Source organism: Rhizobium etli CFN 42, from assembly GCF_000092045.1.
Taxonomy (GTDB): domain Bacteria; phylum Pseudomonadota; class Alphaproteobacteria; order Rhizobiales; family Rhizobiaceae; genus Rhizobium; species Rhizobium etli.
In genome coordinates this window covers 2,811,124-2,823,304 of record NC_007761.1, presented here as the reverse complement: position 1 = coordinate 2,823,304, position 12,181 = coordinate 2,811,124, and the positions used below count along the sequence as shown (strand labels likewise).

The following is a 12,181-nucleotide window of genomic DNA, read 5'->3' as shown; positions in this document are numbered from 1 at the left end:
TTGAATTGCGAGTGTTATGTTATTACATTGATTGCGTTATGCTATAACGTGTGCAATAGCAGGATGCAACAGCGCTTTCGGAAAATTCGATGCTCTCTCCCGCAAATGCCAAGAACCAACGACTGGTTTCGCTCGAAGATGTCGGTGTCCTGCGCGGCGGCCGCTGGCTCGTTCGCGGCGTCGAATTTTCGGTCTCGCGCGGCGAGATCGTCACGTTGATCGGGCCGAACGGCTCCGGCAAATCGACGAGCGCCAAGGCCGCGATTGGTGTGCTGAAGCCCGACGAGGGGAGGGTGGAGCGTCTTTCCGGCCTCAAGGTCGGCTATGTTCCGCAGAAGCTTTCGATCGACTGGACGCTGCCGCTGACGGTGCGCCGGCTGATGACGCTGACTGGGCCGCTGCCGGAGCGCGATATGCAGGCGGCGCTCGAAGCCGCCGGCATTGCCCATATGATCGGCGCCGAGGTGCAGCACCTTTCCGGCGGAGAGTTCCAGCGGGCGCTGATGGCCCGGGCGATTGCCCGCAAGCCTGACCTGCTGGTGCTTGACGAGCCGGTGCAGGGAGTGGATTTCTCCGGCGAGATCGCGCTTTACCACCTCATCAAATCGATCCGCAATGCCAGCGGCTGTGGCATCCTGCTCATCTCGCACGATCTCCATGTCGTCATGGCCGAGACCGACACGGTGATCTGCCTCAACGGCCATGTCTGCTGCCGCGGCACGCCCGAGGCCGTCAGCCGCAGCCCGGAATATGTGCGCCTGTTCGGCAGCCGGGCGGCCCAGACGCTCGCCGTCTACAGCCATCATCACGATCATACGCACCTGCCAGATGGGCGTGTGCTGCATGCGGACGGCTCCGTGACGGACCATTGCCATCCCGAAGATGGACATCACGCTCATGATTCCCAGGAGCACGCACATGGCCAAGATCATGTGCATGCGCATGAGCACAGTCACGACGATCATCATGGGCACGACCATGCTCATGAACACGCCCATTCCCGCAGCGGGGAGGGCCGCCATGCTTGACGATTTCTTCGTGCGCGCCATCCTTGCCGGCGTCGGGCTGGCGCTGACGACCGGACCGCTCGGCTGCTTCATCATCTGGCGGCGCATGGCCTATTTCGGCGATACGATCGCCCATTCGGCGCTGCTTGGCGTCGCATTGTCGCTGCTCTTCGAACTCAATCTGACGCTAGCTGTCTTCGCCGTCGCCGCGCTCGTCTCGGTGCTGCTGCTCTTCCTGCAGAAACGCCAGGCGCTGTCGGCCGATGCGCTGCTCGGCATTCTTTCGCATGCCACGCTGGCGATCGGCCTCGTCATGGTCGCCTTCATGAGCTGGGTCAGGATCGATCTCATCGCTTTCCTGTTCGGCGATATCCTGGCCGTGTCCACCACCGATATTGCGCTGATCTGGGGCGGCGGGCTGTTCGTGCTGGCGGCGATCGCCTGGCTGTGGCGCCCGCTCTTGGCTGCCACCGTCAATGCCGAGCTTGCCGAGGCCGAGGGGCTGAGACCCGAGGGGGCGCGGCTGTTCTTCATGCTGCTGATGGCCGTCGTCATTGCCATTGCCATGAAGATCGTCGGCATCATGCTGATCACTTCGCTGCTGATCATTCCGGCGGCGGCCGCACGGCGCTTCTCGGTCACGCCGGAAATCATGGCTGTGCTCGCCTCGCTGATCGGAGCGGCCGCCGTCGTCGGCGGGCTGTTCGGCTCGCTGACCTACGACACGCCGTCCGGCCCCTCAATCGTCGTCGCGGCGCTGATCCTCTTCATTCTCAGCCTGCTTCCCGTCAGGCGCCGCGCGCTCGCGCAAGGACAAGGCTCATGACAACACCGCAACTCACAAAGAACCAGTCGCTGGTCTTCGAGGTGCTTGAGAAGGCCGAGGGGCCGCTCAGCGCCTATACCATCCTCGACAAGCTGCGCGACCATGGTTTTCGCGCGCCGCTGCAGGTCTACCGGGCGCTGGAGAAACTGCTCGAATATGGCGTCGTGCACCGGCTCGAAAGCATCAATTCCTTCGTCGCCTGCGCCCATCCGGGCGACAATTGCCACAGCCACGGCATCGTCGCCTTTGCCATCTGCGAAAGCTGCGGCCAGGTGATGGAATTCCACGACCACGAGGTCGACCACCGGCTGATGGGCTGGGTGCGCGGACAGAATTTCAAGCCCGAGAAGACCACGATCGAGATCCGCGGATTGTGCGAGGCCTGCGCGGCGTAAGACGGGAAACCGTTCCGTTGCCAACGATAGGGCGATCAAAAAGATAGGGCCGGCAAACCGGCCCTCCACTTGTTGACCACCTTTTTCCGTCCGAGTCATCCTCGCGCTAGCTTCGAGGATCTGCCTCGTGTCGACCGTACGGAGATGCTCGCGACAAGCGCGAGCATCAGGAACGAGGGGTTCGCCCGCTGCCGGCCAGCCGAGTGGCGCGGACAAACCGCCTCAATCGTTCCGATCAGTTTTTGCCGGAACCGCCCTTGCCGGCGCCGTCATTGCCGCTGCTGCCCGCATCGTCGTTGCTGCCCTTGCTGGCGCCGTCGTTGCTGCCCTTGCCGGCGCCGTCATTGACGCTGCTGCCCGCGCCGTCGTTGCTGCCCTTGCCGGCACCATTATTGCCGCTGCTGCCCGCACCGTCGTTGCCGCCCTTGCCGGCGCCGTCATGGCCGCTGCTGCCCGCGCCGTCGTTGCCGCTCTTGCCGGCATCGCCATTGCCGCCGCTGCTCGCGCCGTCGTTGCCGCTCTTGCCGGCATCGCCATTGCCGCTCTTGCCGGCATCGCCATTGCCGCCGCTGCTCGCGCCGTCGTTGCCGCTCTTGCCGGCATCGCCATTGCCGCCGCTGCTCGCGCCGTCGTTGCCGCTCTTGCCGGCATCGCCGTTGCCGCCGCTGCTCGCGCCGTCGTTGCCGCCCTTGCCGGCATCGCCATTGCCGCTGTTGCCCGTGCCGTCGTTGCCGCCCTTGCCATGGCCGTGATCTTCCTCGTCCTTGCCGCCCTTGCCGCCCTTGTCGCCCTTGTCGCCCTTGTCGCCCTTGCCGCCCTTGCCGCCCTTGTCGCCCTTGTCGCCCTTGTCGCCCTTGCCGCCCTTGCCGCCCTTGCCGCCCTTGTCGCCCTTGTCGCCCTTGTCGCCCCTGTCGCCCTTGTCGCCCCTGTCGCCCTTGTCACCCTTGCCGCCGGTGCCGCCCTGGTCACCGCTGCCGCCCTGGTCACCGCTGCCGCCTTGATCGCCGCTGCCGCCTTGATCGCCGCTGCCGCCCTGGTCACCGCTGCCGCCCTGGTCACCGCTGCCGCCCTGGTCACCGCTGCCGCCCTGGTCACCGCTGCCGCCCTGATCGCCGCTGCCGCCTTGATCGCCGCTACCGCCTTGATCGCCGCTACCGCCTTGATCGCCGCTGCCGCCTTGACCGCCGCTGTCGCCCTGGTCACCGCTGCCGCCCTGGTCGCCGCTGCCGCCCTGATCACCGCTGCCGCCATTTTGGCCGACGTCTTTGCTGTCCCCGTCATCGCCACCGTTGCCATTGCTGGATGTCTTCTTGCCACCCGCGTCATGGCTGCTGCGATCCTTATCGTTCGGACCGAATTTGCTGTCGGTCTGTATTGCCCGCGTGGGCATGCACAGCCTGTATTCGAGGGTGCCGCGGACTGCGGCCTTGCAATTAACGACTGTGGGGGCTGCCGTTGCCAAGCTGCTGCTTGCCAGAAGGGACGCCACAGCGAGGCTGAATTTTACTGCTCTGCTGATCATTTCACTCGTCTCCCAAGGTTAATTAACCGTTAATGGGGAGATCATTTATACTAACAAGGGATTAACATGAAGAATAAACAATGGTTATCTGTTTCAATCACCAAATACAGTTAAATTTGCAAGTATAAAATTTTAATAAATTTTTATACTGGCTGTGTTATTCTCCCGTGACGAACAAAGGGAATCGGCCATGAAGCGTCTCCTTTCTCTTGCGGTATTTTTGGTGATTGTTCCGCATTTTCAGGCATTTGCGGGATCGTCGCTGCCCGTGACGCGAAGCATCGGCGCACCGGTGGGATTCGCTGCGGCCTGCGCCAAGTACAAGTGGCTGTGCGGCAGGACGGTGGCGCAAGAGCTGAACGATCAGGCGGGAATAGCGCTTCTTCAAAAGGTCAATCGTGCCGTAAACGGACGTATCGTTTCGGCGGAAGATCGCTCGTCATCCGGAAATGGGGATGTCTGGTCACTACCGGTTGCCGGCCGTGGCGACTGCGAGGACTATGCGCTGCAGAAGATGAAGGACTTGATCGAGGCGGGTTTTCCATCGAACAGGCTGGCGCTTTCCGTGGTGATCGGACCGCATGATCAGAACCACGTCGTTCTGATTGCCCGCACGGCCGGCGGCGATTATGTGCTCGACAATCTGACCAGCGCCGTGAAGCCCTGGCGCACGACGGGTTACACGTTTCTGGCCACCCAGGATTTCCAGTCGCGCACCGGCTGGCGCGTGACGCTTGCCGGTCCCCGCGCCGGCGAGTTCTCCTGAGCTGAAAACCGCAAGGCGGCGCGCCCGCTGCCGCTGCCGAATGCTTCAGCCGCGCAAGGGAATTCGTCTGTGACCAAAACCGAACTTGCCGATCTCTACCGAGGCTATGTCGCTTGCCTGAACCGGCAGGACTGGCCCGATCTCGGCCAGTTCGTCGACGAGGATGTGGTCCATAACGGCCGGCGGCTTGGGCTTGCGGGCTACATCGCCATGCTGGAGCGGGATTTCGACGACATTCCCGATCTCTTTTTTTATGTGCGGATGCTTCTTAGCGATCCGCCATACGTTGCCTGCCGGCTGGGTTTCGACTGTTCGCCGAAAGGAAAGTTTCTCGGGCACGACGTGAACGGCAGGCGCCTTTCCTTCGCCGAGAACGTGATCTACGAATTCTGCGACAGAAAGATCATCGAGGTCTGGTCGGTCATCGACAAGGCGGCGATCGAGGCTCAACTTGCGGGTGGGCGTTAACCGAGCGGAGGCGGGAATTCGTCAGATGATGGCGACGCGCTTGCCGAAGGGCGTATCCTCGTCGAAATTGCGGGTGCCGATCCGCTCGCTTTCACCTGACAGGAGCGCCTGTTTCGCGTCTTCGCCGGCCTCTTCGCTTTCGCCCGATCGCGCATGGCCATGCCGCTTTCGTGGATGCTCCTCGTGATCGATGAGCAGATCCGCATGCGGAACAAGATTGCCTCTCCTATTCGTCCCCGCGGCTCCCTTCCATGCCTGCTGATCGGCCGTGATCTGCGACTGGCGGGCGGCAACCCAGGCATTCTCTGGTTCCGAGCCGATCGAGGTGCTGATGCCGACCTTTGTGGGCTCGGACGCGGCTGTGGAGGAGATGCTGCTGACGGCTTCGACCATGGGGCACTCCTGCTGGTGTGAACCGGCGGAGAAGTTGAGCCGTCATCCGACGGCTTATTGCCGATCCAGGATTTCAAATATTGGGCCTCAGCGGGAAAACGCAAGGCGGCATGGCTGCCCTCTGGAAAAGGCGGAATCAGGTGCAAAGCCGGGATATTCGACAATGGATTGCATGGCCGGCAAGCTGCCTGGCGCCTGCAAGATGTAAGAATCAGAAACACTTTGTGACTAAGCTACTACAAAAGCTGCGCTTTTCGACTTGCGGGGCAAGTAGAGATGACGGATATTGCTCTCATGTTGAGGACGCTCTCATGATCCGAATGATAGAAGACCCTGCCGAACTGGCTGGCGAAGACATCACTGGCAAATATATTCTCCGTAGGCTGAATTACCATTGGTTCGCTTACGGCAAGGCGGCTATCGTGACCGCCTGCAAAGGCACGATCCTCCACCTCGATCGGGAGGAAACGGTGTTTTCCGAGCGCTGGGGCCGTCGCGCCTATACAGGGACCGGTAAGCGTTATCCCGGCGGTATCTGCCCCATTTCGGCGGTCGCCTGTGTTTGCGATACTCCCGATGACGTCAATGCCGTCATTCAGCTGGATGTCGAAGCGCAGGACGAATTCTATCAGCTGATCGCCAAGACGGAAGCCAGGGTTCGGGCGCTTGCCGCTTCGTCGGGAGAGAACCAGTTTTTGGAAGCGGCCGAATAGGCGGTTTTTAACGATATCCAATACTGCCGCAACGGCAGTCCCCGACCACGCACCTGCGGAAACAATGACCTCTGTTATCGGAGGCGGTTTCATATGCCGCCTTGCTACCCGTTGTTGCGCGCGTTTCGCTTCCTAAATCAGGCATAGGACCGTCAGACCTTTGCGGCCGCTGCTGCAGCAGAAGGCGCTCGCGCCGGTGGAACGGAAAAACCGTCATGACGCAAAAACACAGCCAGCTGCGTCGCTCGGCGGCGCCGTCGCTCGGATCACTTGCGATAACCGTCGCAGTGATGGTTGTCGCACTGTTCTGGCCCGCCGGCACGTTCGCTTGGCCGCGCGGCTGGATCTTTCTCGGCCTCTTCCTGGCGCTGACTGCAATGGCTATCGTCTGGATCTGGCGGACGAATCCGGAATTGTTTGCGGCGCGCAGCCGATATCAGAAGGGAACCAAGAGCTGGGATGCCGTGGTCGCGACGCTGACGATCATTCTCTTCGCTGCCATTCTTCCGGTCGGCGCGTTCGACGATGGGCGTTTCCACTGGGCGCCGCAACCCTGGTGGGTCGTTTTCCTCGGCTATCTCCTGATGAGCGCCGGCTATCTCGGCCTCACCTGGGCTCAATCGGTCAACCGGCATTTCGAGCCGACAGTGCGCATCCAGACCAACCGTGACCACAAGGTGATCGACAGCGGGCCCTACGCCGTGATCCGCCACCCCGGCTATGCAACCGCCATTTTGCTTGCCGCCGGAACGGCGCTGTCACTCGGGTCGCTCTATGCATTGATCCCCGTGGGGCTGCTCGTCGTCGTGCTCTTTGGCCGGACGCTCGGAGAGGAGGCGGAGTTGCGCAAAGGGCTTGAAGGATATGCGGAGTATATGGAACGGGTGCGCTGGCGCTGGATTCCCGGTGTTTGGTGAGCGATTGGAAGCGCCTGTCACCCGCCCTCGGCCTTCGAGGCTCCGGCCCTTGGTCTGCGCATCCGAGGATGAGGGTTGATCAGTATGCCGTGTGTGGCTCGGCCTGCGCCAAATCCGAGGTTGCCGGCCGGCCGCTTCGAAGGACGTGGGCGGCCACCGGCAATCACCCAATCACCCTGAGATCCCGCGCAAACCGCTGCCAATTCGCCACATAATTTTCCGCCGAACGGCGGATACCCTCGACAGCCTTCTCGTCCAACACCCGCACCACACGGGCCGGCGTGCCGACGATCAGGGAATTGTCGGGAAATTCCTTGCCCTCCGTCACCAGCGCACTGGCGCCGACGAGGCAGTTGTTGCCGATCTTGGCGCCGTTAAGAATGGTCGCGCCCATGCCGATCAGCACGTTGTCGCCGAGCGTGCAGCCGTGGAGGATGGCGTGGTGGCCGATGGTGCAGCCCTTGCCCGTCGTCAGCGGAAAGCCCATGTCGGTATGGGCCATGACGCCTTCCTGGATGTTGGTCCCGGCGCCGATCGTGATCCTTTCATTGTCGCCGCGCAGCACCGATCCGAACCAGATGCCGACATTTTCGCCGAGCTCGATATCGCCGATCACATGCGCATCCGGCGCGATCCAGTGAAGGCCGGCGGGCGGCAGTTTCGGCGTCAGGCCGCCAAGCGCGTAGACGGGCATGAGCCTCTCCTCAGACGATGTCGACCGAAAGCGTCGCTACACCCTCAATGCCGCAGGTGATGCGGTCGCCCCTGGCAACCGCGCCGACGCCGGCCGGTGTGCCGGTCATGATCACGTCTCCGGGCGCCAGCGCGAAGAGCTTCGACAGTTCGGCGATGATCTCCGGCACCTTCCAGATCATCTGGTTGAGGTCGCCGTCCTGGGCGCGCCTGCCGTTCTGCTCCAGCCAGATCCGGCCATCGGCGGGATGGCCGACGCGGCTCGCCGGCACGATCGCCGAAACGGGGGCGGAATGTTCGAAGGCTTTGGCGAGCTCCCAGGGGCGGCCGAGCCTCTTGGCCTCGCCCTGCAGGTCGCGGCGGGTGAAATCGATGCCGACGGCATAGCCGTAGACGCAGTCAAGTGCATTCTCGGCCTGGATGTTCGCGCCGCCCGATTTCAGCGCCAGCACGCATTCCACCTCGTAATGCACGTCGCTCGACAGCGGCGGATAGGGGAAGGCATTGCCGGGCGGCAGCAGATTGTCGGCGTTCTTCTGGAAGAAGAAGGGCGGTTCGCGGTTGGGATCATGACCCATCTCGATCGCATGGTCGGCATAATTGCGCCCGACGCAATAGACGCGGCGGACCGGGAAACGCTCGTCGCTGCCTTCGACCGGCAGCAAAACCGATGCGGGACGCGGAATGACGGTGGCGGGATGGGGCATGGCGGGCCTTCCTGTTCAGCGAGTCTTTGGGCGCATCTTAGACGGAAAACAGTGCGGCGGGGAAGCGTGCTTGGCGGATTGACGCTGTTGCCGGCGGGCGATAACTTACGTTCATGAGCAGGATTTTCGCAGTCTCCACGACGTCTACGACCACCGTTTGGCGGTCGGTGGCAGACGCGTGAACTGAATTCCGTTCATTGCAGAACCAACCCGCCGGAAACGAGCGGGTTTTTTGTTGCCGCTCGTCTCCCGCCTCCGAGGACGAGAACGTGGACGACATCCAGAAACAGATTCTTGCCGAGCGGGCGCTCGCCGCCGCCTGCCGCTCTCTCGCCAGCCGCTATGCCGGGGCCGCCTTCGCCTATGTTTCCGGGTCCATCATGCGCGGCGAGGGGGCTGCTTTTTCGGATATTGATCTCATTGTCGTGTTTCCGTCGCTCGGCAGAGCCTGGCGGGAATCCTTCACTGAAGACGGTTTTCCGGTCGAAGCCTTCGTCCATGATCCGCAGACGCTGGCGCATTATCTCCATCAGGACGCGGAGAGCGGCTGTCCTGTCATGGTCAATATGGTTGCGACGGGCAGCATTATCGGGCCCGATATCGAGCGTGGGCGCCTCATGCAGGCGAAGGCGGCGGGCGTTCTCGCTGCGGGGCCGAAGCCTCTCGATAGCCCGAGCTATGATATGCTGCGCTATCAAGTCACTGATCTCGCCGACGACCTGCGCGGCGACCGGACGCCTAAAGAAATCGCTGCCATCGCGGCGGCTCTCTACCAGAAGCTCGCCGATCTGATGTTGCTTGGGCGCGGCGCATGGACCGGCCGCGGCAAGTGGGCGCCGCGGCTCATGATGAAGCTTGATGCGGAACTGGCCGCGGAATTCGATGCCGCGTGCAGGCTGGCGGTGCAGGGTGACGGCGCCTCGCTCCTGGCTCTCGCCGATCGGGAGCTTGCCCTGCATGGCGGGCGCTTTTTCGACGGCTTCAAGCAGGAGGCTCCGGTGGAGGCGCGGCGGCTGGAATAGGTGCAAGTGGTCAAGAGAGCCTCACCCTGAGGTGCCCCGTAAGGGGCCTCGAAGGGCGAGGCGGTCCGCCGGCATCGGATGTAGGCAAGAGGCAGCGTTGCGGGCGCGTCCTTCGAGGCTCCGGCCTTTGCCCTGCGCGCTCAGGATGAGGGATGTTGGAGGATGCCGCGTTCCAACGAGAGGGGAGGAGCATGGGCGAGAACGTCGCTACAAACTCCCTCATTCCTGTGCCTGTCACAGGAATCCAGCCACCGGCGAGTGCGCTGTCGCCACCACTCGCCGCCTGCCGTATCCTAACCAAGCCCACCTTGCTCCGCGCAAATCCTGTCAATCAGCCCATCGAGTTCACCCCTCGGCGGCCGGCCCTTAGCAAGGCGCTGCTTGAGGTGCATGATCGAGTCGGCCAGGATTTCATCCAAGCTCTCGGCGCAGGTGAAATCGCCCGCCACGCGCTTGACCTTGGAATTGTCGAAAATGGCCGTCCAGGCCTTGTCGCCGAGGAGCGGGCCGATCCATTCCGGATTGTACTTGATCAGCGTGTCCGTCGGCACGTGGACGATCTTGGCTTCCACGCCCAGCAATCTTCCGATGGTCTTCTGAATATCGTTCCAGAGGTGCGCACGATCGGAGGTGATGTGAAAAATCTCTTTTAGCGCCGCCTCTTTGCCGAAAAGGCCGACGAAAGGCACGGCGAAATCGACCGAGCGGGTGAGCGTCCATGGCGTGTGGCCGTCGCCGGCCACGAGGATGGGGTCGCCGTCCAGCATGCGTCTTGCCATGATATCGCTATCGCCCATCATGATCGGCAGGCCGGTGCGGATGGTGTGGCTGGGGCGGACGATCGTCCATGCGAGGTTATCGTACTTCTTGAGCAGTTCCTCGCAGGCGATCTTGGCCTGGCTGTATGGCCAGTAGGGATTGATCGCCGGCGTCTCCTCGGTGATCACGTAGTGGCGCGGCGGTTTTTCGTAGACCGAAGCCGAGGAGATGAAGGTGTATTGGCCGCAATTGCCCGAGAAGACCTCGATATCACGCGCCACCTGATCCGGCGTGAAGGCGATGAACTGGCAGACGACATCATAATTGGTCCTGGCGAGATCGGCATAGGCGCTCGACCCCAATTCGCCGACGATCGAGGTGACACCGGCGGGCAGGGCGGCGTCTCTCAAGCCGCGATTGTAAACGCTGACATGGTGGCCTGCAGCAGCGGCGCGTTCGACGCAAGGATAGGAAATCTGGCCGGTGCCGCCAATGAAGAGAACTTTCAAAGCCATGGGAGTGACCTCGGAGGCTGGGGGCGGGAACGATGGTCACCTTTCATAGCGCGAAAGAATGTCATCGTCTCCCGCAAATCTCTGCATCGCCGAGATCATGAGTGGCGTCGTGCCCGGCTTCCAGCGGCGGCAGGCCTACCGCCGCAAGAGCCGGATAGTGCCTATGCGTGCGCCTTGCGAAAGGCCGCGACGGCAAGCCAGATCGAGGAGAGCAGGAAGTAGAATGCGCCGAAACCCGCATAAGGCACGATATCGAGGATCGTCGGCGTGGCCGTGCCGAGCGATCGGCCGATCATGAAGCCGCCGGCAAGGGCGGATTGCGCGCCGCTCAGGATCATCACCCATTGGGCGCCTTCAGTGCGCCAGCGCCTCACGCCGGTATAGAGCTGCAACAGGCCGGAGAGGATGGCCCAGGCCCCGAAGACGGCGAGGACGGCATGGGTGCCGCCGCCAAGCGCGATAATGACGGCGAGCGCCGTGACCGTGCTGACCGCGACGTTCAAAGTTTGGGACGGGTTGGAGCGCAGGCCGCCATTGACCCGGGCGTCGACCAGATTGGCGAGCGCATCCCACAAGGGATAGATCACCAGCAGAAAGGCCGCCGCGCCCGGCTGGCCGGCAAAGGCAATGGCGGCGGCAATCCAGATGACCGAGAATGCGGCGCGAAAGAAATAGTAGGATCGCAGCCAGTCGGACTGGTTCGAAGATTCGGTTCGCATGGGTAGGCTCCTTGTTTGTCTACTAACTAGTAGGTAGGCTACAAAGTGGAGTCAATGCGGTTTCCGTACACCTTCTTGTGAAGGGAAACGGAGCACAAGGCCTTGACAATATCCCTACCAAAAGGTAGGCGACGCTATGAAATCAACGGCTTCGACATCGGACAAGATCCTCGATATTGCCCAGTCGCTCATCGTGGCGGGCGGCTATAATGGCTTCAGCTATGCTGACATTGCGGATGCGATCGGCATTCGTAAGGCGAGCATCCACCATCATTTTCCGACAAAGGCCGAGCTGGTCTCGGTGCTGGTGGATCGTTACACCAAGCAGGCGGCGGCGGGCTTGCAGTCGCTGCGCGAGCAGGCAGCAAGCCCTGCCGATCAGCTGCAGTTCTACATCGACTACTGGCGTTCCTGCATCGAGAACGCCGCGCAGCCGTTCTGCGTCTGCGCCATGCTTGCCAGCGAAATGCAGATGCTGCCCGACGAGGTGGCATCACGGGTGCGCGCCCATTTCCGAAATCTGGCGGCATGGCTGACCTCGGTGCTGCAGGCCGGCGTCGAGCAGGGGCTGTTCCGGCTCGACAGGCCGGAAGACCAGGCCCAGATGCTGATGGCTTCGGTTCATGGGGCTATGCTTTCGGCGCGGGCTCTCGGCGAGCCCGGATTGTTCATCGCGGTGGTTGGACCTGAGGTCGCGAAGTTGCGGGCAGTTACTCCTTAAGGCACCGCCGTCAACGAGGCATGCGACTAGATTGAGGC

The 12,181-nt window shown here is 62.3% G+C and carries 15 protein-coding genes; 9 read left to right on the top strand and 6 right to left on the bottom strand.

Annotated features, from left to right (window positions below):
* Positions 1-89: 89 nt before the first annotated feature.
* The 3 genes from RHE_RS13870 to RHE_RS13860 are packed head-to-tail and all read left to right on the top strand — an operon-like array spanning position 90 to position 2,228.
* On the top strand, positions 90-1,028 hold the full coding sequence (locus RHE_RS13870) for an ATP-binding cassette domain-containing protein (RefSeq protein ID WP_011425960.1): 939 nt from the start codon (positions 90-92) through the stop codon (positions 1,026-1,028).
* Positions 1,021-1,833 (top strand): metal ABC transporter permease, encoded by an 813-nt coding sequence (locus RHE_RS13865; protein WP_011425959.1) that lies wholly within the window; start codon positions 1,021-1,023, stop codon positions 1,831-1,833. The genes RHE_RS13870 and RHE_RS13865 overlap by 8 nt, the downstream gene beginning before the upstream one ends.
* Complete coding sequence (locus RHE_RS13860; protein WP_011425958.1) at positions 1,830-2,228, top strand: Fur family transcriptional regulator; 399 nt, start codon at positions 1,830-1,832, stop codon at positions 2,226-2,228. Before RHE_RS13865 ends, RHE_RS13860 begins: the two co-directional genes overlap by 4 nt.
* Before the next feature lie 235 nt (positions 2,229-2,463).
* Here the strand turns inward: RHE_RS13860 and RHE_RS34350 are convergent, their stop codons facing one another.
* The gene (locus tag RHE_RS34350) at positions 2,464-3,750 is read right to left on the bottom strand and encodes a hypothetical protein (RefSeq protein WP_042118714.1); all 1,287 of its coding nucleotides are present in this window, start codon (positions 3,748-3,750) and stop codon (positions 2,464-2,466) included.
* Between the two features lie 190 nt (positions 3,751-3,940).
* Here RHE_RS34350 and RHE_RS13850 point away from each other — a divergent pair, with 190 nt between their 5' ends.
* Both RHE_RS13850 and RHE_RS13845 read left to right on the top strand, forming a co-directional pair.
* Positions 3,941-4,516: a transglutaminase-like cysteine peptidase gene (locus tag RHE_RS13850; RefSeq protein WP_011425956.1), complete on the top strand. Its 576-nt coding sequence runs from the start codon at positions 3,941-3,943 to the stop codon at positions 4,514-4,516.
* A 69-nt stretch (positions 4,517-4,585) separates the two neighbouring features.
* Complete coding sequence (locus RHE_RS13845) at positions 4,586-4,984, top strand: ester cyclase (protein ID WP_011425955.1); 399 nt, start codon at positions 4,586-4,588, stop codon at positions 4,982-4,984.
* 21 nt (positions 4,985-5,005) lie between these two features.
* Here RHE_RS13845 and RHE_RS13840 read toward each other — a convergent pair whose 3' ends face one another.
* Positions 5,006-5,377 carry a hypothetical protein gene (locus tag RHE_RS13840; RefSeq protein WP_011425954.1) on the bottom strand — a complete coding sequence of 124 codons (372 nt, stop codon included), beginning with the start codon at positions 5,375-5,377 and terminating at the stop codon, positions 5,006-5,008.
* Positions 5,378-5,688: 311 nt separating this feature from the next.
* On the opposite strand from RHE_RS13840, the gene RHE_RS13835 reads away from it, so the two are divergent.
* Complete coding sequence (locus RHE_RS13835; protein ID WP_042118711.1) at positions 5,689-6,090, top strand: hypothetical protein; 402 nt, start codon at positions 5,689-5,691, stop codon at positions 6,088-6,090.
* Between the two features lie 215 nt (positions 6,091-6,305).
* Positions 6,306-7,007 carry a methyltransferase family protein gene (locus tag RHE_RS13830; RefSeq protein ID WP_011425952.1) on the top strand — a complete coding sequence of 234 codons (702 nt, stop codon included), beginning with the start codon at positions 6,306-6,308 and terminating at the stop codon, positions 7,005-7,007.
* 163 nt (positions 7,008-7,170) lie between these two features.
* On the opposite strand, the gene RHE_RS13825 is transcribed toward RHE_RS13830, so the two are convergent.
* Both RHE_RS13825 and RHE_RS13820 read right to left on the bottom strand, forming a co-directional pair.
* Positions 7,171-7,701, bottom strand: a complete 531-nt coding sequence (locus RHE_RS13825; RefSeq protein ID WP_011425951.1) for a gamma carbonic anhydrase family protein — start codon at positions 7,699-7,701, stop codon at positions 7,171-7,173.
* Between the two features lie 10 nt (positions 7,702-7,711).
* Entirely contained in the window at positions 7,712-8,407 is a 696-nt protein-coding gene (locus tag RHE_RS13820) for a fumarylacetoacetate hydrolase family protein (protein ID WP_011425950.1), read from the bottom strand.
* Positions 8,408-8,676: 269 nt separating this feature from the next.
* On the opposite strand from RHE_RS13820, the gene RHE_RS13815 reads away from it, so the two are divergent.
* Positions 8,677-9,429: a nucleotidyltransferase domain-containing protein gene (locus RHE_RS13815; protein ID WP_011425949.1), complete on the top strand. Its 753-nt coding sequence runs from the start codon at positions 8,677-8,679 to the stop codon at positions 9,427-9,429.
* Positions 9,430-9,722: 293 nt separating this feature from the next.
* Here RHE_RS13815 and RHE_RS13810 read toward each other — a convergent pair whose 3' ends face one another.
* Together RHE_RS13810 and RHE_RS13805 are read right to left on the bottom strand one after the other, a co-directional pair.
* Positions 9,723-10,703 (bottom strand): SDR family oxidoreductase, encoded by a 981-nt coding sequence (locus tag RHE_RS13810; protein WP_011425948.1) that lies wholly within the window; start codon positions 10,701-10,703, stop codon positions 9,723-9,725.
* Positions 10,704-10,864: 161 nt separating this feature from the next.
* On the bottom strand, positions 10,865-11,422 hold the full coding sequence (locus tag RHE_RS13805) for a DUF308 domain-containing protein (RefSeq protein WP_011425947.1): 558 nt from the start codon (positions 11,420-11,422) through the stop codon (positions 10,865-10,867).
* Positions 11,423-11,558: 136 nt separating this feature from the next.
* Between RHE_RS13805 and RHE_RS13800 the strand changes: the two genes are divergently transcribed.
* A complete protein-coding gene (locus tag RHE_RS13800) occupies positions 11,559-12,143 on the top strand; it encodes a TetR/AcrR family transcriptional regulator (protein ID WP_011425946.1) in 585 nt (194 codons plus the stop codon).
* Positions 12,144-12,181: the final 38 nt, after the last annotated feature.

Bases quoted from the DNA above. Each gene is read 5' to 3' on its own strand.
- RHE_RS13870 (WP_011425960.1), top strand. From the start codon at position 90: ATGCTCTCTCCCGCAAATGCCAAGAACCAACGACTGGTTTCGCTCGAA.
- RHE_RS13865 (WP_011425959.1), top strand. From the start codon at position 1,021: ATGCTTGACGATTTCTTCGTGCGCGCCATCCTTGCCGGCGTCGGGCTG.
- RHE_RS13860 (WP_011425958.1), top strand. From the start codon at position 1,830: ATGACAACACCGCAACTCACAAAGAACCAGTCGCTGGTCTTCGAGGTG.
- RHE_RS34350 (WP_042118714.1), bottom strand. From the start codon at position 3,750: ATGATCAGCAGAGCAGTAAAATTCAGCCTCGCTGTGGCGTCCCTTCTG.
- RHE_RS13850 (WP_011425956.1), top strand. From the start codon at position 3,941: ATGAAGCGTCTCCTTTCTCTTGCGGTATTTTTGGTGATTGTTCCGCAT.
- RHE_RS13840 (WP_011425954.1), bottom strand. From the start codon at position 5,377: ATGGTCGAAGCCGTCAGCAGCATCTCCTCCACAGCCGCGTCCGAGCCC.
- RHE_RS13835 (WP_042118711.1), top strand. From the start codon at position 5,689: ATGATCCGAATGATAGAAGACCCTGCCGAACTGGCTGGCGAAGACATC.
- RHE_RS13830 (WP_011425952.1), top strand. From the start codon at position 6,306: ATGACGCAAAAACACAGCCAGCTGCGTCGCTCGGCGGCGCCGTCGCTC.
- RHE_RS13825 (WP_011425951.1), bottom strand. From the start codon at position 7,701: ATGCCCGTCTACGCGCTTGGCGGCCTGACGCCGAAACTGCCGCCCGCC.
- RHE_RS13820 (WP_011425950.1), bottom strand. From the start codon at position 8,407: ATGCCCCATCCCGCCACCGTCATTCCGCGTCCCGCATCGGTTTTGCTG.
- RHE_RS13810 (WP_011425948.1), bottom strand. From the start codon at position 10,703: ATGGCTTTGAAAGTTCTCTTCATTGGCGGCACCGGCCAGATTTCCTAT.
- RHE_RS13805 (WP_011425947.1), bottom strand. From the start codon at position 11,422: ATGCGAACCGAATCTTCGAACCAGTCCGACTGGCTGCGATCCTACTAT.
- RHE_RS13800 (WP_011425946.1), top strand. From the start codon at position 11,559: ATGAAATCAACGGCTTCGACATCGGACAAGATCCTCGATATTGCCCAG.